Genomic DNA, 23392 nt, shown 5'->3' on the forward strand with positions numbered 1-23392 from the left:
ACGGGAATGTGTCGACCGCGGCCCGGCATCCCCCGATCCCGGCCGCGGTCGACGGTCTCAGGCCCCGGCGAGCGCGTCGGCCACGACGTCGAGCCCCTCGCGGAGCAGGTCGTCGCCGATCGCGAGCGGCGGGAGGAAGCGGATGACGTTGCCGAACGTGCCGCAGGTCAGCACGATGACGCCCTGGGCGATCGCCGCCTTGGCGACGGCCGCCGTGAGCGCCGCGTCGGGCTCGCCGGTCTCGGGGTCGACGAACTCGGCGGCGATCATGGCGCCGTGCCCGCGCACGTCGCCCACGCGCGGGTCCTTCTCCTTCAGCGCGGTGAGGCGCTCGACGAGGATCGCGCCGACCTGCTGGGCGCGCTCGACCATCCCCTCGTTCTCGAAGGCGTCGATCGCGGCGAGCGCGGCGGCGCACGCGACGGGGTTCCCGCCGTACGTGCCGCCGAGACCGCCCGCGTGGGCGGAGTCCATGATCTCGGCACGGCCGGTGACGGCCGCGAGCGGCATGCCGCCGGCGATCCCCTTGGCGGTGGTGATGAGGTCCGGCTCGATGCCGAAGGTCTCGCTCGCGAACATCGCGCCGGTGCGCGCGAACCCGGTCTGGACCTCGTCGGCGATGAAGACCACGCCGTGGGCGCGGCACCAGTCGACGACGGTGTTGAGGAAGCCGTCCGCGGGGACGATGAAGCCGCCCTCGCCCTGGATCGGCTCGATGATGACGGCGGCGAGGTTGTCGGCGCCGATCTGCTTCTCCACGAGCGTGATCGCCCGCTTCGCCGCCTCGGGGCCGGTGAGGCCGTCGCGGAACGGGTAGGAGCCGGGGACGCGATAGACCTCGGGGGCGAACGGGCCGAAGCCGCTCTTGTAGGGCATCGACTTGGCGGTCAGCGCCATGGTGAGGTTGGTGCGTCCGTGGTAACCGTGGTCGAAGGCCACGACGGCCTGACGGCCCGTGTGCTTGCGGGCGATCTTGACCGCGTTCTCCACGGCCTCGGCGCCCGAGTTGAACAGGGCGCTCTTCTTCGCGAAGTCGCCGGGGGTGATGCGGTTCAGGGCCTCGGCGACCGCGACGTACGACTCGTACGGGGAGATCATGAAGCAGGTGTGCGTGAGCTGCGCGGCCTGCGCGGCGATGGCCTGGGCGACGGCGGGGTGGGCGTTGCCCACCGTGGTCACGGCGATGCCGCTGCCGAGGTCGATGAGCGAGTTTCCGTCGGCATCCACGACGACGCCGCCGCCTGCGGCCACGGCGGCCACGGGAACGGTGTGGCCGACGCCGGCCGCGACGGCGTCCGCCTTGCGCGCCAGGATGGCCGCGGATCGCGGGCCGGGGAGCTCGGTGACGAGACGGCGCTCCTGAGGGAGCGTCGGTCCACCGGCAGGGATCGTGGAGGTCTCATCGATGAGGGTCATGCCGCCGAGGCTACGACCACGGCGGGGCGGATGCACTCGCCGGACCGTACAATTGTGAGGCAGTTTTCGCCCGTCCGTATAACCCTGATTCGCGAGGAGAGTCGCCGTGGACACCGCCTCACCCCCCACGCTCCGCACTCTTCTCGATCGCCGCGATCTCCGCCTGCGTGCGATCCCGTCGCTCGGCATCGCGGATCCCGCCCTCGACCACCCGGTCCGCTGGGTGCACAGCTCCGACCTCGCCGACCCGACCCCTTTCCTCGCCGACGACCTCGTCCTGCTGACCACCGGGACGCAGATGACGGACGCCGATTCCTGGTCTCCCTACGTCGCCCGCCTGGCCGCCCGCGGCGTGGTCGCCCTGGGCTTCGGGGCGGACGTGCACCGCGCCGGCGTGCCGGACGAGCTGGTGCGGGCGTGCGGCTCCCACGGCCTCGCGCTGTTCGAGGTTCCCTACGGCACTCCCTTCATCGCCGTGGCCCGCGCGCACGCGGAGGCGATCGCCGCGCAGGCCTACGCCCGGCGGACCTGGGCGCTGGAGACCCAGCGCGCCTTGGCGATCGCCGCCCTACGGCCTCGCGGACTGGAGTCCACCCTCAGCGAGCTGGCCCGACGGCTCGGGTGCTGGGTCGGCATGTTCGACGCCGCGGGCGCCATCGCGCACGCGCATCCGGCCGAGGCGGATCCTCCCGCGGACATCGCCGCCGCCGCGCGCGAGCTGATCGCCCGGGGCGGCTCGGCGAGCCGCACGATCGAGCACGGCGAGGGCGCGTTCACCCTGTTCACGCTCGGCCGCACCGGACACCTCCGCGGGGTCATCGCGATCGCCGCCGCCGCCCTCGACTCGGAGACCCGCACCGTGGTGACCTCCGTGATCGCCATGGCCGGGCTGTCTCTGGAGCAGAGCGATCAGCTCGCCCGGAGCCGCCGGCGACTGCACACCCAGCTGCTCGCGTCGCTCCTCGACGACGACCCCGCGCTCGCCCGGCGCGTGCTCGGCGCCCTCCCCCCGGCGCCCGTCATCGTCGCGGTCGCCACCGGGGGCCACGACACGGCGGTGCTGGAGTGGTGGGACCGACACCGCGGCGCCTCCCCCGCGTTCGTCGCGGAGTCCGACGAGGGCGTCGTGATGTGCGTCACGGAGGGCGACGCACCTGCGCTGGACGACCTGGCCCGGCACGCCGGTGTCGCGGTCGGCGCCTCCGACCCGCACGAGTACGCGTCGTTCTCCCGCGCCCATGCGCAGGCGCTGACGGCGCTGCGCCGCTCCCCTGCAGGCGGGCGGGTGGCGCGGTACGGCGACGAGGCCTCGGCGACGATCCTGGAATCGCTCGCCACCGACGCCGCCCGCCTCGCCGCGGAGTCGCGGCTGTCCGCGCTCCGCCGGCACGACGCCCTCAGCGTGGCCGCCGACGGATCCGGCGGCCGCGGCACGAGGGGCGGGGAGCTGGAGCGCGCGCTGCGCGTCTGGCTCGAGCACGACGCCCGGCTCGAACCGGCCGCCGCCGCGCTGGGGGTGCACCGCCACACGCTGCGAACCCGCATCGCCCAGGCCGCCGAGCTGCTGGGGATGGACCTCGCTGCGTTCCCGGCTCGCGCCGAGCTCTGGACCGCGCTGCGCCTCTCCGATCCTCCGGCCTGAGCCGGCGCACCCACCGCCCGTGCCTGCGGCGTCGGCGTCGGCGTTAGGCTCAGGACGACAGCGCGGCGAGGAGGTCGTCGGCCGTACCCGAGAACTCCGGGCCATGGCCGGGCAGGAGCCGCCGCTCGGGCAGGCCGCGCAGCCGCTCCAGGCTGCCCGGCGTCACGGCCGGCTCGTCGCTGAAGGGCCCGATCCCGACGCCCGTCCGACCGGTCAGCACGTTGCGCGTGGTGACGGCGTCGCCGAGGAACAGCGCGTCGGCGGACGGGACCCGGATCGCCACGGATCCCGGCGAGTGCCCGGGGATCCCGATGATCTCGGGGCGCCCGGGGAGATCCAGCACGTCGCCGTCGACCATGGTGCGCACCTCGGTCACGGGACGCGTCCGGATCGCACCCCGCCGCAGCGCCCCGCCGAGGAACCGCAGGACCGGACCGAGGCGCCACGCCCCGCCGGGAGCGTGCGACGAGCTCGTGCCCCGCGCCCGGTCGGCGTCCGCCTCGTGGACGTACACCGGCACGCCGTAGGTCCGGCGCAGCCACTCCGCCACTCCGATGTGGTCGCTGTCGCCGTGCGTCAGGACGACGCCGCGGATGTCCCTGAGCGTGCGGCCGGCCTTCACGAGCGCCCGCTCCAGTCGACGGCGGTCGCCGGGCAGTCCCGCGTCGATGAGGGTGACTCCGTCAGGGGTCACGATCGCGTGCATCGCGACGATGTCGTCGCCGATCCGAAGAAGCTGCGTGGTCATGAAGGCTACGTTACATAGCTTTCATGGCTATGGTCAATAGCCTATTGTGGACGCGAGACGACAGCAGAGGAGGCCGTGATGCCCGCACCGCAGCGCGTGAGCACGGAGACGCTCGTGCGCGCCGTGCGTGGGATCGCGGAGCGCGACGGCGTGGACGCGGTGACGATGAGCGCCGTGGCCGCGGCCGTCGGCGTGCGCCCGCCGAGCCTGTACAAGCGCGCCGAGAACCGGCTCGCGCTGCTGCGGCTGGCCGCGGACGACGCGGCCGCGGAGCTGACCGGGATGATCGACGCGGTGGCCGTGTCGACTCCGGACCCGCGCACGCGGCTCGTCGGGATCGCGCACGCGCTGCGCACGTTCGCCGCCCGCTCCCCCCGGGTCACGACGCTGCTCTTCTCCGCCGAGGGCACCGGGCCGTCCACCGGGGCGACGGCGCCCGTCATGCGGATCCTCCTGGAGACCATGACGACGATCGCCCCGGACGACCCGCTCTCCGCCGCCCGCACGCTGACCGCCTGGGCCTACGGGTTCTGCACCATGGAGCAGAGCGGCGCCTTCCGCCAGGGCGGGGACGTCGACACGGCGTTCGCGCACGGGCTCGACGCCGTCCTGCGCGGTCTCGGCGCCTGAGCTGCGCCTGCGCGGACCACGCGCCCGCATCCGGCCGATGCGCCCCCACCCGCCCCTCGGGGTCCGTCGTCGGCGAGGTTGTCCGAGAGGATCCCGAGCACGCGCGTCCGCACGTCCCGGCCGTCGTGGTCGAGCGCGCGGTCACGTAGGGTGGGCACCGTGGCCCCGATTGATGAGCTCATCCGCGTCGCCGAGCGTGCCGCCGACGGCACGGCGGACGCCGCCCATGACGCCCTGACCGCGCTCCCCTGGCTCGGCGCGTCGATCGACGACGACCGGGCGGCGGACCGGTTCTCCCACTGGGGCGCGTCCACCGTGATCGACGAGAAGACCGGCGGCGAGATCATCCCCCATGCCCTGTTCGACGCGCTGCACGAGCGCGCGGGGCTCTCGGCGTCCTGGCCGGTGGGCAACGCGGGGCTGCTCCACGGCTATGGGTACCTGCTCTCGACCATGCCCACGCCGTACGGCCTGAAGCGCGACCGCTGGCTCGGCGACGCGCTGGCCGTCTCGCTCGGCCTGCCCGTGGACCACTTCCTGCCGTGGAGCGGATCGACGACCCTGCTCGCCCGCGCCGACGCGGCGGCCGCGTCCGTGCGGGACGCCGCCGAGTTCGCCTGGTTCGCCCCGGTGGACGGCCGGGCCACCCACACCGCCCTCGGCGCGGAACGCGGCGGGTTCCGCGCTCTCGTCCATGCCGTCGCGCCGACCCCGGGCGCCTCCCCGCTCCTGGTGACGACCTTCCCCGTCGCCGACGTGTCCGCCCTCCGCCGCGAGCTCGACGAGGCCTCGGCCCGCCTGCGCTGGAACGCGGCCTAAGCCTCGTTTGGGGCCCTTCCCGGGGCCGGCGCGCGCCGCCCGGCGCCCCGGGTCCCCGATTCGCGCCCCAAAAGCCGGCCGAGCGGGTCAGGCGGGGGCGTGCGCCTCCAGGAACTCGTACACGTCCGTCGTGTCCACGCCGGGGAAGGATCCGGTCGGCAGGGTCGCGAGCAGCGTCCTCGGCGTCCGCACGTTCGGCCAGGAGTTCTCCCGCCACCGCTGCTCCAGCTCGGCGGGCGCTCGGCGGCAGCACGCCTCGACCGAGTGCTTCGACACCCCGCGGTTCGGGGTGTCGCGGCCCACGAACCACTTCGTGTCGTCGAAGCGCACGCCCACGCTGACCGAGTGCAGCCCCTCGCTGGAGGGCTCCACCCGCGCGGTGCACCAGTAGGTGCCGTTCCCGGTGTCGGTGTACTGGAAGTACGGGTTGAACCGGTCCTCGATGTCGAAGACCACCCGGCTCGTCCACCGCCGGCAGCACATCTGCCCTTCGATGGATCCGAGCCGGTCCGTCGGGAAGTTCACGTCGTCGTTCTCGTAGGCCTTGGTGATGGTGCCGGACTCGTGCACCTTCAGGAAGTGGACCGGGATGTCCAGGTGTCGGGTGGCGAGGTTGGTGAACCGGTGGGCGGCCGTCTCGTACGAGACCGAGTATGCGTCGCGCAGGTCCTCGATGGAGATGGCTCTCCGGGACTTTGCGTCCTGCAGCACCGGGACCACGTGCGCCTCGGAGATCAGCAGGGCGCCCGTGAGGTAGTTCGTCTCCACCCGCTGGCGGAGGAACTCCGCGTAGCTGCGGGGCTCGCCGTGTCCGAGGATCCGGCTGGAGAGCGCCTGCAGCACCGCCGTGCGGGCATCGCCCTTGGCCGGCACCGACTTGGGGAGATACAGCCGCCCGTGCGCGAGGTCGGCGACCGAGCGGGTGGACTGCGGCAGATCCGAGGCGTAGTGGAGCGTGAAGCCGAGGTAGGCCGCGATCTCGGAGGCGGTGCGCTGGGTGAGCGGACCGCCCGGATGACCGACGGCGTCGAGGATCTGCGCCGCCTTCGCCTCCAGCTCCGCGAAGTAGTTGTCCTGACGGCGCATGAGATGGCGCAGCTCCAGGTTCGCTCTCCGGGCCTCCTCCGGTGTCGCCGCGCGCTCGTCGCGCAGCCGTTCGATCTCGCCGTGCAGCGCGAGCATGGCGGCCAGCGCCTCGGACGGCACGGACTTCCCGATCCGGAACGGCTCGATGCCGAGCGTCTGGAAGGTCCCCCCGCGCATCGCCCGCTCCAGGGCGATCTCCAGGGTGCTGCGCTCGTCGAGCGGGCCGTCCTCCAGCAACGCGTCCAGCGACGTGTCGAGGGCCCGCGCAATCGCCTGCAGGAGCGTGAGCTTCGGCTCCCTCTTGCCGGTCTCGATCATCGAGATCTGGCTCGGCGCGCGATCGACGGCGGTCGCCAGAGCCTCCAGCGTCATCCCGCGGGTGGTCCGCAGCTGTCGGATGCGGCGCCCGATGGTGAGCGCGTCGGTGTTGTCGTCCACGGGGCGATTCTGTCACAGAAACAGAAATTCGGAAGAAATTCACACCCGATCCGACCGGATCCGACCTCGAACTTCACACAGAGTGGGAGCACGCCATCCGGCACCGATGCCGGTTCCCCGAAGGAGACGCCATGACGAACACCGCACCCCGCCCCGCCGGCCTCCGCGCGGGCGACCAGGTCCAGACGGCCGCCGAGCTCCGCGAGAGCTGGGAGAACGACCCGCGCTGGGACGGGATCGAGCGCACCTACACCGCCGAGGACGTCGTCCGCATCCGCGGCTCCGTCCGCGAGGAGAACACGCTCGCCCGCCGCGGCGCCGAGAACCTGTGGAACCTCCTGCACACCGAGGACTACGTCCGGGCGCTCGGCGCCTACACCGGCGGGCAGGCCGTGCAGCAGGTCCGCGCGGGCTTGAAGGCGATCTACCTCTCCGGGTGGCAGGTGGCCGCCGACGGCAACCTCGCGGGCCAGACGTACCCGGACCAGTCGCTGTACCCGGCGAACTCCGTGCCGTCGGTGGTCCGCCGCATCAACAACGCGCTGCTGCGCCAGGACCAGCTCGAGCACGCGGAGGGCGAGGTCACGCGGGACTGGCTCGCCCCGATCGTCGCGGATGCGGAGGCCGGGTTCGGCGGGCCGCTGAACGCCTACGAGCTCGCCCAGTCGCTCATCCAGGCCGGCGCCGCGGGGATCCACTGGGAGGACCAGCTGGCGAGCGAGAAGAAGTGCGGCCACCTCGGCGGCAAAGTCCTCGTGCCCACTCAGCAGCACATCCGCACGCTGAACGCCGCCCGTCTCGCCGCCGACGTCGCCGGCGTCCCCACGGTGATCATCGCCCGCACCGACGCCCTCGCCGCCGACCTGCTCACCAGCGACGTCGACGAGCGCGACCAGGCGTTCACCACCGGCGAGCGCACGAGCGAGGGCTTCTACCGGATCCGCGCCGGGATCGAGTCGGTCATCAGCCGCGGCCTGGCCTTCGCGCCCTACGCCGACCTGCTGTGGGTCGAGACCGGCGAGCCCGACATCGCGCTCGCCCGCGAGTTCGCCGCGGCGATCCACGCGGAGTTCCCCGGCAAGATGCTCGCCTACAACTGCTCGCCGAGCTTCAACTGGAAGCGCCACCTGTCCGACGCCGAGATCGCGACGTTCCAGCAGGAGCTGGCGGAACTGGGATACCGGTTCCAGTTCATCACGCTGGCCGGCTTCCACGCCCTGAACCACTCGATGTTCGACCTCGCCCGCGGATACGCCGAGCGCGCCATGAGCGCGTACGTCGAGCTGCAGGAGGCGGAGTTCGCCGCCGAGGCCTCCGGATACACCGCCACCAAGCACCAGCGCGAGGCGGGCACCGGCTACTTCGACGTCATCTCCACCGCGCTCAACCCCGACAGCGCCACTCTCGCCCTCGCCGGCTCCACCGAGGCCGCGCAGTTCCACTAAGCCGTCGCGGATGCCGCATCCGTCGAGACCCCCTCGGCCTCCCGAGACCCCCTCCGAATCACGCATCTCCGAGGGGGTTTCGGGGCCAAGAGGGGGTCTCGACACCACCACCGGCTCCGCTCACAGAACAGGACTCCCACCATGAGCATCACCGCCCCCACCACCGCCACCCGCAGCACCGGACCGTCCATCGAGATCACCGGACCCCGCCACGACCGGTTCGACGAGATCCTGACGCCCGAGGCGCTGGCCTTCCTCACCGAGCTCCACCACCGCTTCGCCGGGCGGCGTCACGACCGGCTCGCCGCCCGGATGCGCCGCCGCTTCGAGATCGGCAACGGGCACGACCCGCGCTTCCGCGACGACACGGCGCACATCCGCGAGGACGCCGACTGGCGCGTCGCCGGCGCCGGGCCGGGCCTCGAGGACCGTCGCGTCGAGATCACCGGCCCGACCGATCCGAAGATGACGATCAACGCCCTGAACTCCGGCGCGAAGGTGTGGCTGGCCGACCAGGAAGACGCGACGAGCCCCACCTGGCGCAACGTCATCGGCGGCCAGTTGTCGCTGCGCGACGCGATCCGGGGGGAGCTCACCCACACGAGCGCCGAGGGCAAGGAGTACCGCGTCACGGCGGAGACGACGCCGACCATCGTGATGCGCCCGCGCGGGTGGCACCTGGTGGAGAAGCACCTGGAGTTCACCGACCGGACCGGACGGACCCTGGCCGCCTCGGGATCCCTCGTGGACTTCGGCCTGTACTTCTTCCACAACGCGCAGGCGCTCATCGACGCCGGGCGCGGCCCCTACTTCTACCTCGCCAAGCTGGAGTCCAGCGAGGAGGCGAAGCTCTGGGACGACGTGTTCACGTTCAGCGAGGACTACCTCGGGATCCCGCACGGCACGATCCGCGCCACGGTGCTGATCGAGACGCTGCCGGCCGCGTTCGAGATGGACGAGATCCTGTTCGAGCTGCGCGACCACTGCGCAGGGCTGAACGCCGGACGCTGGGACTACATCTTCTCCATCATCAAGAACTACCGCGGGCGCGGGGCCCGGTTCGTGCTCCCGGATCGCAGCGAGGTCACGATGACGGTGCCGTTCATGCGGGCGTACACGGAGCTGCTCGTGCAGACGTGCCACCGTCGCGGCGCCTACGCGATCGGCGGCATGAGCGCCTTCATCCCGAACCGGCGCGACCCCGAGGTCACCGCCCGTGCGATCGAGAAGGTGGCCGCCGACAAGAAGCGGGAGGCCGGGGACGGGTTCGACGGCACCTGGGTCGCCCACCCGGATCTGATCCCGACCGCGCAGGCCGAGTTCGACGCCGTGCTGGGCGAGCGCACGAACCAGCTCGATCGACGGCGCGACGACGTGCAGGTGCGGGCGGAGGACCTCCTGGACGTGCACATCGGCCGCCCCATCACCGCGGCGGGCGTGCGCGACAACGTCTCCGTGGCGATCCGCTATCTGGAGGCATGGCTCCGCGGTCAGGGAGCGGTGGCGATCGACAACCTCATGGAGGACGCGGCGACCGCCGAGATCTCCCGGTCGCAGGTGTGGCAGTGGATCCACCAGGATCGCGAGACGGAGGACGGCACCGCCATCACCGTGGAGTACGTCGAGAAGCTGATCGCGGAGGTGCTCGCCGAGGTCCGCGCCGACTCCGCTGGCGCGACGGGCGCCGCCGGCACGACGGGATCGTCCGCCGCGCGCACCGCGGACCGGTTCGACGATGCCGCGGAGGTCTTCCGCGAGGTGGCGCTGCGCGAGGAGTTCCCGGCCTTCCTCACCCTGGGCGCATACTCGAAGCACCTGACCGAGGCGGACTGATCGCCTCGATCCCTTCCATCGAGTGGTCAGTTTCTGCGGGTTCGGCGCCGTTCGACCCACAGAAACTGACCACTCGCGACGACGCGGCGCCGATCGCGCGATCCCGAGGAGCCGACATGACCGAGTCCACCGCCGACCTCTACGACCGTCTCGGCGAAGCGCTGCAGTCCCTCCCGCTGCAACTGCGCTCGTTCGGCGGACGGGCGGCGTTCTCCGGCCCCGTCCGCACAGTGCGGTGCTTCGAGGACAACGTCGTCCTGAAGTCCGTTCTGGAGACGCCGGGCGACGGCGCCGTGCTGGTCGTGGACGGCGGCGGATCCCTCGACCGCGCCCTGATGGGAGACATGATCGCCGGGCTCGCCGTGAGGAACGGGTGGGCCGGCGTCGTCATCCACGGCGCGATCCGCGACAGCGCCGACATCGCCCGGCTGCCGCTCGGGGTGAAGGCCCTCGGCACCAACCCGCGCAAGAGCACGAAGGAGGGCGTCGGCGAGATCGACGTGGAGGTCGCGTTCGGCGGCGTCGTGTTCCGTCCGGGCGCGCGCCTCGTCGCCGACGAGGACGGGATCCTCGTCGAGCGCTGAGGGATCCGCCCGAGGTCGCGGCGCTCGCCTGGCCGCCCCCGCGGCCCCCGGCCTGTTGACCCGGGCGTACGCTGGCGGCATGAGTGACTCCCCGGACGCCGTCCCCTCCGTCGCCGACGACCTCGTGGGCGAGTTCCTGGCCCGTTCGGCGCACGGCGCACGCCTGATCGCGGTCGCCGGAGCCGACGCCGACCGGGTGACCGCGTTCGCGACACGGCTGGCGGAGGCGTTCGCCGGCCGCGACGCCGTGGCCGATGTCTCCGACGCCACGGGCAAGGACGAGGCCGCCCTGCGCACCGAGGTCGTCGCGCCGTACCGGGCCTCCCGCGTGGACGCGGTCCGCATCGTGACCGGCGACGCCGGACTGCTGATCCCGTCGGCGCGGGGCCTCTGGCACCAGTCGATCTGGGTGCTCGCCGGCGACGAGCCGCCGCACACGGCGGCGGACGCCCTCGTGGATCTGACCGACCCCGGGCGCCCGACCCGACGCTTCGGCGACTACTGCGCGGTGCCGCCGGGCCACCTCGCCTGACGCCCCGGCACGACTCCCTCTTCCGGAATCCGCCGCACCGCTGCCAGGCCCCGGGCTCGCGACCCGGTAGCGTGCACTCATGCCGAAACGATCGCCGTGGCCCGCCGCCGGATGCCCGCGGACGCGATGCCCGTGACCCGTCGTCATCGCCGCCCGCTCGCCCGCCACGCCGCGTTCCGCTCCCCCGGCGTCCTCCGCCAGCTGCTCACCGTGCTCGGAGCCGGCGCCGCGTCCGTCCTCGTCGCCGCCCTCGCCGTCGGTGCCTTCGTCCTCTCCGAGCTGACCGGGAGCCTCGCCGAGAACACCGTGTCCCTCGGGCAGGACGCCGTGGTCCCCGCCCAGCCGCCCGGCATCGGCGCCTACAGCGGCAGCTTCGACGTCGTGATCACGGGTATCGACGAGTGCGGGCCGATCACCACGCCGCTGTTCGGCGACCGGTGCGCCGATCCCGAGAGCGACGTGCCGCTCAACGACGTCAACCTGCTGGTGCACGTCTCCGATGCGCCCCGCCGCGTCACGGTCGTCTCCTTCCCCCGCGACCTCATGATCTCCATCCCCGCGTGCACGGACGACAACGGCGACGAGACCTCGCCGATGTGGCGTGCGCAGATCAACACGGCGTTCGCGACCGGTGGGCTGCCCTGCGTGGCGAAGACCCTCGGCGATCTGGCGGGGATCACGGTCGGCTACGCGGCGAAGCTCGGCTTCGACGACGTCATCCAGATCACCGATGCGATCGGCGGGGTCGAGGTCTGCATCGGCGGCACCGGGATCAGCGACGAGCACACGAGCCTGGAATGGGAGCCCGGCAACCGCGTGATCCAGGGGCTGGACGCGCTGCAGTTCCTGCGGACCCGCCACGGCGTCGGCGACGAGAGCGACCTCGGGCGCATCTCCAACCAGCAGCAGTACATGTCGCGTCTGGCGCGCAAGGTGGTCAGCGACGAGGTGCTCGGCGACCCCGCGAAGCTGCTGCGGATGGCCACCGTGGTCACGGACAACGTCGTCACCAGCGACACCCTGCAGGACCCCGTGCTCCTGGTCCGGATGGCGCTCGCGCTGAAGAGCGTGCCCTTCGACGACTACGTGTTCCTGCAGTACCCGACCTTCACGGACCCGTCCGATCCGAACCGTGTCGTTCCCGACGAGGACTCCGCGGAGATCCTCTGGGCCGCGATCGCCGCCAACCAGCCGCTGCGGATCACGGGGGACGTCTCGCCCGTGGGCGGGGCCGAGCTCGTGCCCGACCCGAACGCCCCGGCCGACCCCAACGCGCCGGTCGACCCGAACGCCCCCGTCGATCCGAACGCGCCGGTCGACCCGAACGCCCCGGTCGACCCGAACGCGGTCGAGCCACCGGTGCCGACGCCCGGCGCGGTCGTGGACGGCCGTCTGGAGCTTCCGCCCTCGATCACCGGCACGACGCCCGGCGAGCTCACCTGCTCGGGCGGAAACGCCTGATCCCGCGTCGTCCGCTCCGCCGCCCGTCGTCGAGTGGTCAGCTTCTGTGGGTTGAGAGCCCGCGAACCCACAGAAACTGACCACTCGGCGTCCGTGCGGCGGCGGGCGGGGAGAATGGGAGCATGCGCACGCTGCTCAACATCATCTGGCTGGTCTTCGCCGGCGTGGGCCTCTTCCTCGCCTACGTGCTCGCCGGGGTCCTGCTGTGCATCCCGATCATCACGATCCCGTGGGCGATCGCCTCCTTCCGCACCGCGCGCTACGTGATCTGGCCCTTCGGCCGCACGATCGTCGCCAAGCCCACCGCGGGCGTCGGCTCGTTCCTCGGCAACGTGATCTGGGTGATCCTGGCCGGATGGTGGCTGGCGCTCGGGCACATCGTCTCGGGGATCGCGCTGTGCATCACGATCATCGGCATCCCGATGGCGATCGCGGACTTCAAGATGGTCCCGATCTCGCTCATGCCGCTCGGCAAGGACATCGTCTCGACCCGGGACGGCGCGTTCGACCGCACGCTCGGAGGCTCCTCGACACGGGGATGACCCGGCGCAGGGCGCCCGGGTACGCTTTCCCGTGTGACCGAACGCGCGCCTCTCTCCCGCAAGCTCTCCGCCATCGCCGAGTCCGCCACGCTCAAGGTGGACGCGAAGGCCAAGTCCCTCAAGGCCGAGGGTAAGCCCGTCATCTCGTATGCCGCGGGCGAGCCCGACTTCGCCACACCGCAGTTCATCGTGGACGCGGCCGCCGAGGCCCTCGCCGACCCGGCGAACTACCGGTACACGCCCGCCGCGGGCCTGCCGGCGCTGCGCGAGGCCATCGCCGCCAAGACGCTGCGCGACTCCGGGCTCGAGGTCTCTCCGAGCCAGGTCATCGTCACGAACGGCGGGAAGCAGTCCGTCTACCAGTCGTTCCAGACCGTTGTGAACCCCGGCGACGAGGTGCTGCTGCCGGCGCCGTACTGGACGACGTACCCGGAGGCCATCCGTCTCGCCGACGGAGTGCCGGTGGAGGTCTTCGCCGGTGCCGACCAGGACTACAAGGTCTCGGTCGCCCAGCTCGAGGCCGCCCGCACCGAGCGCACGACGGTGCTCGTGTTCGTCTCCCCGTCCAACCCGACCGGCTCGGTCTACACCGCCGAGGAGACGCGCGCGATCGCCGAGTGGGCGCTCGAGCACGGCATCTGGATCATCAGCGACGAGATCTACCAGAACCTCACCTACGACGGCGTCCAGGCCACCTCGGTCGTGCAGGCCGTCCCCGAGGTCGCGGGGCAGACGATCCTCGTCAACGGCGTGGCGAAGACGTACGCGATGACCGGATGGCGCGTGGGCTGGATGGTCGGTCCCGCCGACGCGATCAAGATCGCCGGCAACCTGCAGTCGCACCTCTCGAGCAACGTGAACAACGTCGCGCAGAAGGCGGCGATCGCGGCCCTCACCGGTCCGCAGACCGAGGCCGAGCAGATGCGCGAGGCCTTCGACCGCCGCCGGCGACTGATCGTCTCCGAGCTGTCCAAGATCGAGGGGCTGGTCGTGCCCGACCCGCACGGCGCGTTCTACGTGTATCCGGACGTCCAGGGACTGCTCGGCCGCTCCTGGGGCGGCGTCACCCCGACGACCTCGCTGGAGCTCGCCGACCTCATCCTGGAGCAGGCCGAGGTCGCCGTCGTCCCGGGCGAGGCGTTCGGGCCCTCGGGGTACATCCGCATGTCGTACGCGCTCGGCGACGACGCCCTCCTGGAGGGCGTGCAGCGTCTCCAGCGTCTGTTCTCCTGAGCGGACGGGTTTACCGAGACCCCCTCTCGCCACCGAGACCCCCTCTCACCCACGCGGGTGTGAGGGGGTCTCGGCGTTGCGAGGGGGTCTCGGCGCCCCGGGGCGGGAGGAGGGCTCGGAAGGGTCAGCCGCGGAAGCCGATCAGCCAGCGTACGCCGTATCGATCCGCGACCGACCCGTCGTGGTCCCCCCAAGGACGCTTCTGCAGCGGATCGATGATTCGCCCGCCGACAGCGAGGTCCTCGTACCAGCGGGTGAGCGTCTCGGGCTCGGCGGTGCCCAGCAGCGCGAGGAACATCCCGCTCATCTGGACGCCGTCCTGGTCGGCGCCGGCGTCGGCACCGGACACGGCGACGGGGCCGTGCAGCTCTCCGTGCGCGATCGCGTCTCCCGGACCATCGCTGCGGCCGCCCTCGGCATACGTGAACGTCATCAGCTCGCCGCCGAACACGCTCCGGTAGAACTCCAGGGCCTCGGCCGCGTTGCCGGGGAAGAGCAGGTACGGAGCGGGTGCGGTCATGCGGGCGAGCCTACGCGGTGGCTGAGCCGCCGGCTACAGCTCGACGTCGACGAGCACCGGCTCCGGCTGCAGCAGCAGCCCGAACTCGGCGTGCACGCGGCCCTGGATGAACCGCGCCAGCTCCGCGATCTCCCCCGCCGTCGCCCCGCCGCGGTTCGTCAGCGCAAGGGCGTGCTTGGTCGAGACGCCGGCGCGAGACCGCGGCAGCCGGAAGCCCTTGCGAATGCCGGCGTTCTCGATCAGCCATGCCGCGCTGACCTTCACGTCGGAGGACACGTCGGCGCGGGGCGGGGGCACGATGCCGTCGTAGGAGTCCAGCGGGATGACCGTGACGGTGTCGAGGTCGGGGGACACCGGCCACCGGGGGCACTCGGCGGGAAGGGTCCGCGCGAACGACTCGGAGACGATCGCGTTCTGGAAGAAGGACCCGGCCCCGTGCGTGTCGGGATCCTCCGGATCGAAGATCATGCCCTTCGCCGCGCGGGTGGCCAGGATGCGCTCGCGCACCCAGCTCAGCGGGACCGGCTCCTCCCCCTCGAGCCCCAGCGCGCGCCGGAGCTGCTCGCCGCGCACCACGCGCCCCGCGGGACCGACCTCCGCGAGGTCGAGGGTCACCGAGAGGATCACCGCTCGGCGCCGCGGCACCGAGCCATAGTGGTGCTTGAGGACGGAAGTGCGGAACCCGAGCCCGAGCTCGGCGGCCGGGACGACGGACACCTCGCCGGTGGACTCGTCGATCAGCTCGACCTCGACCAGCGTCTCCTGGATCTCCTGTCCGTACGCGCCCACGTTCTGCACCGGCGCCGCGCCGACCGTGCCCGGAATGCCCGACATCGCCTCGATCCCGGCGAGTCCCTGCGCGACCGTCTCGGCGACGAGGGCGTCCCAATCGTGGCCGGCCTGCACGCGCAGCCGGACGCGGCCGGGGTGCGGCGAGGGAAGCCGCTCGATCCCCGTAGAGCGGATCCGGACGACGGTGCCGTCGAACGGCTCGTCCCCGGCGAACAGGTTGGAGCCGCCGCCGAGCACGAACCACTCGTCTCCGCGGGACCAGACGTTCCGCAGCACCGCCACGATCTCATCGGCAGTGGACGCGTCGACCATGCGGGCGGGCGCGGCACCGGTCTGGAGCGTCGTCAGCTCGGCGAGGCGGATCGGGGAGGTCTCCGGCACGAGGGCGTCCGTCATCGTCCGAGCGAGTCCGCCGCGACGCGGAGCTGGGCCTTGACGAGCACCGTCGTGTCTCCGTGCTTGACCGTGAGGTCGATGCGCACGGCGGATTCGTCCGCCGCTCCCACCTTCGCGGTGACGGTCAACTCTGCGCCGGTGACCGGGTCCACCACGACCGGTCGTGCGAAACGCACGCCGTAGTCCACCACCCGTGCGGCGCCGGGCAGGGCCGCGACCACCACGGAGGAGGCGATCCCCATGGTGAGCATGCCGTGGGCGAGGACGCCGGGCAGTCCCACCTCCGCCGCGACGTCGTCGCGGTAGTGGATCGGGTTGAAGTCACCGGAAGCGCCCGCATAGCGCACGAGCGAGTCCCGGGTGAGGTGCACGGAGCGCTCGGCGACGACCGTGCCGACCTCGAACGTCTGGGCGGTCATGCCGCGGCCTCCGTCTTCTCCTCGTCGGATCCGATCAGCAGCACGCTCGTCGCCGTCACGACGTGCGCGCCGTCGGCGTCCGTGATCTCGGCCTCACTCGTGACCATCGCCGCGGTCCCCATCGGCCGGATGCCGGTGATGCGCAGCTGCGCCGTCAGCTCGTCACCCGCCACGATCGGCCGGGTGTAGGCGAAGCGCTGCTCGGCGTGGATCGTGCGGGCCAGGACGATGCCGGAGTCCGGAGCGGACAGCAGCTGCTGCAGGGTCAGGTCCTGGATGACCATCGCGAACGTCGGCGGGGCGACGACGTCCGCGAAGCCGAGCGCGCGGGCGGCCTCGACGTCCGTGTGCTGGGGGGCGTCGGCGAAGACGGCGCGGGCGAACTCGCGCACCTTCTCCCGCCCGACGAGATACGGCGTGGTCGGCGGGAACGCGCGTCCCACCAGTTCGGGGTTCACAGGCACCCTCCGATCCTACCCAGCGGGCCCGGGCCCCGTTCCGCGGCCGCACCGTGCGAAAGCCTCACTCCGCGACGTCCTCGCTCGACCATCCGATCCGGCGCCCCGTTCAGCCCTTCTTGCGGCCGCGGATCGCCTTGAGCGCCATCTGCACGCCGATCACCACGAGGTATGCCGCGAACAGCATGTTGCCGGCGAAGGGATCGATGAGCGTCGCGAGCCACGCGCCGAGAGCCGTCGTCGTGCAGGCGGCGAGGCCGATCAGCCCGGCGGCGAGCAGGTCGACGTTCCGGTGGCGGACGTTGCCGATCGTCCCCGAGACGGCGGTGGGGATCATCATCAGCAGCGACGTGCCCTTCGCGATCAGGTCGCTCGTGCCGAAACCGAGCATGAGCACCGGGACGACGATGACACCACCGCCGACGCCGATCAGGCCGGCCATGACACCCGTGAGCAGCCCCACGAGCACCAGCAGTGGTCCCGTCGCCCAGGTGAGCTCCAGCGCCGCGTCACGGGACGGGATGACGAGGAACAGGCTGACGATCACGACGACGAGGAAGCCGACGAAGAACCAGCGCAGCGCCGTCTGCGAGATCCGGGGAAGGAGACGGGTGCCGATCTGGGCGCCGACGACCGCGCCGGCGGCCAGCAGCAGAGCCGGCACCCACGCGACGGAGCCGGAGACGGCATAGGAGACGACTCCCACCGTCGCGGTCGGAACGATCGCCGCCAGCGACGTGCCCGCGGCGAGGCGCTGGTCGAACCCGAGCAGCAGCACGAGCAGGGGCACGATGACCGTTCCCCCGCCGACTCCGAAGAGCCCGGAGAGCAGCCCCGCGGCCAGGCCGATCCCGATGAAGGACGCGTAGGCGCGTGGCCCCCGGATGCGCTCGACGACCTCGCCCACGTCTTCTCCCGTCCCCCGCGCGGTCGGCGGGCAGCATCGACCAGCCTATGCCCGGGCGTCGCCCACGCGCGGACGGATCACTCCCCGCGGAACACCGGTGGTCGCTTCTGCTGAAACGCCGCGAAGCCCTCGCGGTAGTCGGCGGTGTCACGGAGCGCGGCCTGCGCCGTGTTCTCCTGCCGCATCGAATCCCACAGCCCCCGTCGCTGGTCCCGGAGCGCCGCCACCAGCCGCTTGCTGGCGAGGAAGGCCGCCGTCGCCCCGGTCGCCGCCCTCTCGGCCGCGGCACGGGTCGCCGCCTGCACCTCCCCGTCGGGCAGCACGCGGGAGAACACCCCCGCCTGCACCGCCTCGGCGCCGCTCATCAACCGACCCGTGTAGATCAGGTCCAGCGTCCGGTGCGCGCCGAGTCGCTCGTAGAAGAGCGCGTGACCGCCCGAGTCCAGGACCGCGCCGAGAGCTGCGAACGGGGAGCCGATCTTCGCCGATTCGGCCACGTACACGACGTCCGTCGCGATCAGGAGCCCCAGCCCCACGCCGAGGCAGGCGCCGTGCGCCGCGGCGAAGGTCGGCGCGGGGAATGCGGACATCCGCTCCAGCAGCGGCGTCACAAGGCCGTCCAGAAAGGCGGCCACATCGTCCTCGGCCGGGTCCACACGGGAGATGTCCCGCCCCGCGCAGAACGCCCTCCCCTCGCCGCGCAGGACGAGCGCCCGCACCCCGGCATTCGCCGCCTCGGCGTAGGCGCTGTCGAGGTCACGCAGCGCCCCTTCGTCGAGCGCGTTGAGGGTCGACGGGTTGTCGAGCGTGACGTGGGCGACGCCCCCGTCGATCCGCAGGTCGATCACGGTCCTCTCCTCTCTCTCTCATCTCCCGCTCCCACCCCGTCTGCGTCGGTCGAAACCCCCTCTCCTCGTCGATACCCCCTCTGAATCACGTCCGCGCAAGGGGGTCTCGGCGGGAAGGAGGGGTCTCGACGCACATGGATCGCACCTCACACGTCGTAGTCGACGACGACGCGATCGGAGGTCGGGTGCGACTGGCACGTCAACACGTAGCCGCGGTCGAGCTCTTCCTTCTCCAGCGCGTAGTTCTCGGTCATCGTGACGGACCCCTCGACCAGCCGCGCCCGGCACGTGCCGCACACCCCGCCCGCGCAGGCGTACGGCACGTCCGGCCGCACCCGCAGGGCGGCGTTCAGGATCGACTCGTCCGCGGAGACGGGCGTCTCGACGGACCCGGACTGGCCGTCGAGCGTGAACGCGATCGTGCGCGCCGGCTCGTCCTCGAGCGCCTCGACCGGGCGTCCGCCCTCCGGCCGCTCCTGGCCGGGCTCTCCCGTCGTGAACAGTTCGTAGCGCACGTGCCGACGGTCCACTCCGCTGTCGGCGAGCACGTCGCGACAGAGCTGGACGAGATCGAACGGCCCGCACAGGAACCACTCGTCCACGGAGCTCGGAGGGATCAGCCGATCCAGGATGCCGCGCAGCCGCTCCTCGTCGATCCGCCCGGACAGAAGCGGCGCGCTGCGCTGTTCGCGCGTGAGGACGTGGTGAACGGCGAACCGCGTCGGAAAGCGGTCCTTCAGATCGGCGAGGTCGTCCAGGAACATAACGTCCGTGGCGCGGCGGTTGGTGTAGACGAGGTCGAAGCGGGCGCTGTCGGATCGCGCGAGGACAGAGGCGGCGAGCGCCATGAGCGGCGTGATCCCGGAGCCGGCAGCGATCCCGGCGATGCGGGCGCCGTCGAGATCCGCGAGTGACGACGTGAACGTGCCCTGCGGGCTCATCACGTCGATCTCCTGCCCCGGACGCAGCGCGCTGTGCGCCCACGTGGAGAACCGCCCGCCGCGGTCCCGCTTGATCGCCACGCTGATGCGCGAGCCGCCGCTTCCCGACGCCCCTCCGTGAACCTCCGGGGCTCGGCAGAGCGAATAGGAGCGGCGCACCTCCTGGCCGTCGATCCGCGTCCGCAGGGCCACATGCTGCCCGGCGAGGTAGTCGAACTCGCCGGTCAGCACGGGCGGGACGGCGAACGTCACCTCGATGGCGTCCGTCGTGAGCGGGCGGATGGACGCCACGGTCAGCCGGTGGAACCGGGCACGCGGACGACGCCGCGGCTCGTCGCCGTCCGCTGCCTCCGCTGCGCGATCGGCCGAGCCGCCCACCAGTCCCCGCAGCAGTGCACCGGCGACGCGCTCGGCATCGGCCGCGGGTGCGGTGCTCGGGGGCGCCGGTGTCCACAGGCTCGTCATCAGAACGCCTTGAAGTGGTCGAAGGGCTCTCCGCACGAGCGGCACTCGTAGAGCGCCTTGCACGAGGTCGACCCGAAGCGGGACACCTCGTGGGTCTCCGGCGATCCGCACCTCGGACAACGCACGCGCAGGACGACCGGAACCGGTCCGCTCCCGCGGGTCGCCGCAGCGGAACCCGACGGCGGCGCGATCCCGTATTCGGTCAGCTTTCGCCGACCGGCAGCGGTCATCCAGTCGGTCGTCCACGCCGGCGAGAGCACGAGGCGCACGTCGACGTCGCCGAACCCCGCGTGCGTCAGCGCCAGGATCAGGTCGTCGCGGATCGCGTCCATCGCAGGACAGCCGCTGTACGTCGGCGTGATGTCCACGCGCACCCGACCGTCGTCGACCTGGATGCGCCGCAGCACACCGAGATCCTCGATCGTCAGCACGGGGACCTCGGGGTCCGGCACCGCTGCCGCGACCTCCCAGGCGCGCTCCTCGACGGTCACCACGACGCCCCCGGATGCTGCCGGGCGAGCACCTGCATCTCCGCGAGGAGATGCCCGAGGTGCGGCGCGTGGGATCCCCGGCGTCCGCCTCCCGCCGCCTCCGCGACCACCGGCAGGGCGTCGTCGAGCCCCGCCTCGCTCAGGACCGCCGCGATCACCGCGTCGTATCCCGGGCGCAGAGAAGACGGACGCACAGCGACTCCCGCGCGCGGCGCCGAGAGTCGATCGGTGAGCGGGTCGTCTCGGAACAGCTCGGCCGCATAGGGAAGCATGTCGCCGAGCCCCCGGACCATCCGTCGGCGTGACTGCTCCGTTCCCCCCGCCAGGCGCAGCACCCACTGGACGGCGTGGTCGCGGTGATAGTCCACCTCTTTGCGGGCCTTCTCGGCCACGGCGGCGAGCATCGCGTCCGTGCTCTCGCGGAGGGCTCCGTAGAGCTCGACGAAGTACGCCGCGGCGATCAGCTGGCGTGCGATCGTGTGAGCGAAGTCGCCGTTGGGCTGTTCCACGAGCCACGCGCTGCGGAACTCCGCCTCATCCCGGAAGTACGCGAGGTCGTCCTCGCTGCGCCCGTCCCAGCTCCCGGCGTAGCGCAGCAGAGACCGGGCGTGGCCGAGCAGGTCGAGCGCGATGTTCGCGAGCGCCACGTCCTCTTCCAGCTCCGGCGCACGGGTGACCCAGCCGGCCAGCTGCTGGCTGAGGATCAACGCATCGTCTCCCAGCCGGAGGGCATACTCGGCCACGTCCGCCGACGGGGCACGGCTCTCCTCCCCGGCGAACTCGGCCGAGAGCGGGAGCTCGTCGACCGTGACGTCCCCGTGCGGGCCTTCCGGCGGCCGCGACGATCCGGCGCTCACAGGTGCGGCACCCCCTCGGAGGCGGTGTAGTACACGGCGTGGCGGTAGTTCTTCCCGGCAGGGCTCTCGAAGAAGGCGTCCTTCGCGTCCGGATCGCTCGCCGTGATCGCCGCGGCCGGGACCACCCAGAGGGAGGTCCCTTCGTTGCGCCGGGTGTAGAGATCCCTCGCGTTGCGCACGGCCATCTCGGCGTCGGGCGCGTGCAGGGAGCCGACGTGCACGTGACTCAGCCCCCGGCTGGCGCGGACGAACACCTCGAAGAGGGGCCACTCCTCCGCGTCGTGCCCGTGGATCGATGCGTCGGGCATGCTCATGCCGCCTCCGCCTGCTCTTGTGCCGCGCGCTTGCGGGCGTACTCCGCCGCGGCCTCACGCACCCAGGCGCCGTCCTCGTGCGCATCCCGCCGCCGCTGCAGCCGCTCGGCATTGCACGGCCCGTGTCCGCGCAGCACCGCGAAGAAGTCGTCCCAGTCGATCTCGCCCATCTCGTACCGCTCGGTCTCCGGATCCCAACGCAGGTCGGGGTCCGGAAGCGTCACGCCGAGGACCTCCGCCTGCGGCACGAGCATGGCCACGAAGCGCTGGCGCAGCTCGTCGTTCGAGAACCGCTTGATCTTCCACGCCATCGACTGCGCCGAATTCGGCGACTGATCGTCGGGCGGCCCGAACATCGCCAGGCTGGGCCAGTACCAGCGGTTCACCGCGTCCTGGGCCATCCGCCGCTGCGCCGGCGTGCCCTGCATCAGCGTGAGGAGGATCTCGAACCCTTGACGCTGGTGGAACGACTCCTCCTTGCAGATGCGGACCATGGCACGCCCGTACGGTCCGTAGGACGCGCGGCACAGCGGCACCTGGTTGCAGATGGCCGCGCCGTCGACCAGCCATCCGATCGCCCCCATGTCCGCCCAGGTCGGGGTCGGGTAGTTGAAGATCGAGGAGTACTTCGCCTCGCCGTCGATGAGCTGCCGCGTCATCTCCTCCCGGGTGATCCCGAGGGTCTGCGCAGCGGAGTAGAGGTACAGACCGTGCCCGGCCTCGTCCTGAACCTTGGCGAGCAGGATCGCCTTGCGCTTGAGGCTCGGTGCGCGGGTGATCCAATTGCCCTCGGGCTGCATGCCGATGATCTCGGAGTGCGCATGCTGGGAGATCTGGCGGATCAACGTCCTGCGGTAGGCGTCGGGCATCCAGTCGCGCGGCTCGATCCGCTGCTCGTCGGCGATGAGCGCGTCGAAGAGCGCCTGCTGCTCCGCGTCGACCGGCGGTGCGTCGCGCTCGGTCCGGGTCGTCATCATCGACTCCTCCAGGAATTACCTAACGATCGTACAGTAATTATGACACACACCCTCGTCCGTGGCGATGGCAGACGGGACGACATGCCGTCACGACGGCGGCGACCACGACTCGACGCCCGTCCCGCTCGGACTCAGCGGCGCGTCTGCAACTGCGGCCGCGGCCCCTCCCAGCGCGCCACCGAGACCTTGACGTCGACGAGCTCGGCCTGCACGTCATCGATCCGGCGCGACAGCTTCTCCTCCACGCCGTCGATCCGATGCGACAGCTCCGCGTAGACCTGATCGATCCGATGCGACAGCTTCTCCTCCACGTCATCGATCCGACGCGAGAGACGGGCCTCCACGCCGTCGATCCGGCGGAGCATCCAGGCGAAGCCGACGAACATCGAGGACCCGAGGGTCACCACGAGCCCCAGCCCGGTGATCATCGTCGCGAGGATCTCGATCGACATGTACACGCCCCCATTCTGGCGCGCAATCCGACGCCACGCCAGAGACGGTATCGCCCCGTCCGGACGCACCGCCGCGGTGGGACGTGGTCTGTGCACAGCTCGCTCCCGCTCCCCGGTGTGCAGGACGAGGGGCGCAGGACGAGGAT

General features: G+C 71.8%; 25 protein-coding genes. 10 read left to right on the plus strand and 15 right to left on the minus strand.

What is annotated here, in order from left to right:
- Positions 1–57: 57 nt before the first annotated feature.
- On the minus strand, positions 58–1416 hold the full coding sequence (gabT, locus tag K8F61_RS09130) for a 4-aminobutyrate--2-oxoglutarate transaminase (protein WP_231821424.1): 1359 nt from the start codon (positions 1414–1416) through the stop codon (positions 58–60).
- Positions 1417–1522: 106 nt separating this feature from the next.
- Between gabT and K8F61_RS09135 the strand changes: the two genes are divergently transcribed.
- Positions 1523–3058 carry a PucR family transcriptional regulator gene (locus K8F61_RS09135; protein WP_231821425.1) on the plus strand — a complete coding sequence of 512 codons (1536 nt, stop codon included), beginning with the start codon at positions 1523–1525 and terminating at the stop codon, positions 3056–3058.
- Positions 3059–3107: 49 nt separating this feature from the next.
- Here the strand turns inward: K8F61_RS09135 and K8F61_RS09140 are convergent, their stop codons facing one another.
- Complete coding sequence (locus K8F61_RS09140) at positions 3108–3806, minus strand: MBL fold metallo-hydrolase (protein ID WP_231821426.1); 699 nt, start codon at positions 3804–3806, stop codon at positions 3108–3110.
- 78 nt (positions 3807–3884) lie between these two features.
- Here K8F61_RS09140 and K8F61_RS09145 point away from each other — a divergent pair, with 78 nt between their 5' ends.
- Entirely contained in the window at positions 3885–4436 is a 552-nt protein-coding gene (locus K8F61_RS09145; RefSeq protein ID WP_231821427.1) for a TetR/AcrR family transcriptional regulator, read from the plus strand.
- Positions 4437–4595: 159 nt separating this feature from the next.
- Positions 4596–5255, plus strand: a complete 660-nt coding sequence (locus K8F61_RS09150; protein WP_231821428.1) for an amino acid deaminase — start codon at positions 4596–4598, stop codon at positions 5253–5255.
- Between the two features lie 87 nt (positions 5256–5342).
- Here the strand turns inward: K8F61_RS09150 and K8F61_RS09155 are convergent, their stop codons facing one another.
- Entirely contained in the window at positions 5343–6713 is a 1371-nt protein-coding gene (locus K8F61_RS09155) for a helix-turn-helix domain-containing protein (protein ID WP_231821535.1), read from the minus strand.
- Between the two features lie 197 nt (positions 6714–6910).
- Between K8F61_RS09155 and aceA the strand changes: the two genes are divergently transcribed.
- From aceA to K8F61_RS09190, 7 genes are all read left to right on the plus strand, one after another.
- Complete coding sequence (aceA, locus tag K8F61_RS09160; protein WP_231821429.1) at positions 6911–8224, plus strand: isocitrate lyase; 1314 nt, start codon at positions 6911–6913, stop codon at positions 8222–8224.
- A gap of 141 nt (positions 8225–8365) precedes the next feature.
- A complete protein-coding gene (aceB, locus tag K8F61_RS09165; protein WP_231821430.1) occupies positions 8366–10057 on the plus strand; it encodes a malate synthase A in 1692 nt (563 codons plus the stop codon).
- 116 nt (positions 10058–10173) lie between these two features.
- Positions 10174–10641 (plus strand): ribonuclease E activity regulator RraA, encoded by a 468-nt coding sequence (gene rraA, locus K8F61_RS09170; RefSeq protein WP_231821431.1) that lies wholly within the window; start codon positions 10174–10176, stop codon positions 10639–10641.
- Between the two features lie 79 nt (positions 10642–10720).
- On the plus strand, positions 10721–11173 hold the full coding sequence (locus tag K8F61_RS09175) for a hypothetical protein (RefSeq protein ID WP_231821432.1): 453 nt from the start codon (positions 10721–10723) through the stop codon (positions 11171–11173).
- A 96-nt stretch (positions 11174–11269) separates the two neighbouring features.
- Positions 11270–12634, plus strand: a complete 1365-nt coding sequence (locus K8F61_RS09180; RefSeq protein ID WP_231821433.1) for an LCP family glycopolymer transferase — start codon at positions 11270–11272, stop codon at positions 12632–12634.
- A 122-nt stretch (positions 12635–12756) separates the two neighbouring features.
- A complete protein-coding gene (locus K8F61_RS09185; RefSeq protein WP_219085180.1) occupies positions 12757–13176 on the plus strand; it encodes a YccF domain-containing protein in 420 nt (139 codons plus the stop codon).
- 33 nt (positions 13177–13209) lie between these two features.
- Positions 13210–14409 (plus strand): pyridoxal phosphate-dependent aminotransferase, encoded by a 1200-nt coding sequence (locus tag K8F61_RS09190; RefSeq protein ID WP_231821434.1) that lies wholly within the window; start codon positions 13210–13212, stop codon positions 14407–14409.
- A gap of 124 nt (positions 14410–14533) precedes the next feature.
- Here K8F61_RS09190 and K8F61_RS09195 read toward each other — a convergent pair whose 3' ends face one another.
- The 12 genes from K8F61_RS09195 to K8F61_RS09250 form a co-directional block, all read right to left on the minus strand.
- Positions 14534–14929: a VOC family protein gene (locus tag K8F61_RS09195; RefSeq protein ID WP_231821435.1), complete on the minus strand. Its 396-nt coding sequence runs from the start codon at positions 14927–14929 to the stop codon at positions 14534–14536.
- Between the two features lie 33 nt (positions 14930–14962).
- Positions 14963–16102, minus strand: a complete 1140-nt coding sequence (locus K8F61_RS09200; RefSeq protein ID WP_231821536.1) for a UDP-N-acetylmuramate dehydrogenase — start codon at positions 16100–16102, stop codon at positions 14963–14965.
- A gap of 11 nt (positions 16103–16113) precedes the next feature.
- Positions 16114–16536: a MaoC/PaaZ C-terminal domain-containing protein gene (locus K8F61_RS09205; RefSeq protein ID WP_067243288.1), complete on the minus strand. Its 423-nt coding sequence runs from the start codon at positions 16534–16536 to the stop codon at positions 16114–16116.
- Positions 16533–17000, minus strand: coding sequence for an FAS1-like dehydratase domain-containing protein (locus K8F61_RS09210; RefSeq protein WP_067243289.1), 468 nt, complete (start codon positions 16998–17000; stop codon positions 16533–16535). Before K8F61_RS09210 ends, K8F61_RS09205 begins: the two co-directional genes overlap by 4 nt.
- A 103-nt stretch (positions 17001–17103) precedes the next feature.
- A complete protein-coding gene (locus K8F61_RS09215; RefSeq protein WP_231821436.1) occupies positions 17104–17901 on the minus strand; it encodes a sulfite exporter TauE/SafE family protein in 798 nt (265 codons plus the stop codon).
- 77 nt (positions 17902–17978) lie between these two features.
- Positions 17979–18749, minus strand: a complete 771-nt coding sequence (locus tag K8F61_RS09220; protein WP_231821437.1) for an enoyl-CoA hydratase/isomerase family protein — start codon at positions 18747–18749, stop codon at positions 17979–17981.
- A 146-nt stretch (positions 18750–18895) separates the two neighbouring features.
- Positions 18896–20155 (minus strand): 1,2-phenylacetyl-CoA epoxidase subunit PaaE, encoded by a 1260-nt coding sequence (gene paaE, locus K8F61_RS09225; RefSeq protein WP_231821438.1) that lies wholly within the window; start codon positions 20153–20155, stop codon positions 18896–18898.
- Positions 20155–20646: a 1,2-phenylacetyl-CoA epoxidase subunit PaaD gene (paaD, locus tag K8F61_RS09230; RefSeq protein ID WP_271061577.1), complete on the minus strand. Its 492-nt coding sequence runs from the start codon at positions 20644–20646 to the stop codon at positions 20155–20157. The genes paaE and paaD overlap by 1 nt, the downstream gene beginning before the upstream one ends.
- Positions 20643–21503, minus strand: a complete 861-nt coding sequence (gene paaC / locus K8F61_RS09235; protein WP_231821439.1) for a 1,2-phenylacetyl-CoA epoxidase subunit PaaC — start codon at positions 21501–21503, stop codon at positions 20643–20645. Before paaC ends, paaD begins: the two co-directional genes overlap by 4 nt.
- Positions 21500–21817, minus strand: coding sequence for a 1,2-phenylacetyl-CoA epoxidase subunit PaaB (gene paaB, locus K8F61_RS09240; protein ID WP_231821440.1), 318 nt, complete (start codon positions 21815–21817; stop codon positions 21500–21502). Before paaB ends, paaC begins: the two co-directional genes overlap by 4 nt.
- Positions 21814–22791, minus strand: coding sequence for a 1,2-phenylacetyl-CoA epoxidase subunit PaaA (gene paaA, locus K8F61_RS09245; RefSeq protein ID WP_219085174.1), 978 nt, complete (start codon positions 22789–22791; stop codon positions 21814–21816). The genes paaB and paaA overlap by 4 nt, the downstream gene beginning before the upstream one ends.
- Before the next feature lie 134 nt (positions 22792–22925).
- Positions 22926–23252, minus strand: coding sequence for a hypothetical protein (locus K8F61_RS09250; RefSeq protein WP_418888081.1), 327 nt, complete (start codon positions 23250–23252; stop codon positions 22926–22928).
- Positions 23253–23392: the final 140 nt, after the last annotated feature.

The organism is Microbacterium resistens, assembly GCF_021172025.1.
Classification (GTDB): Bacteria; Actinomycetota; Actinomycetes; order Actinomycetales; family Microbacteriaceae; genus Microbacterium; species Microbacterium resistens.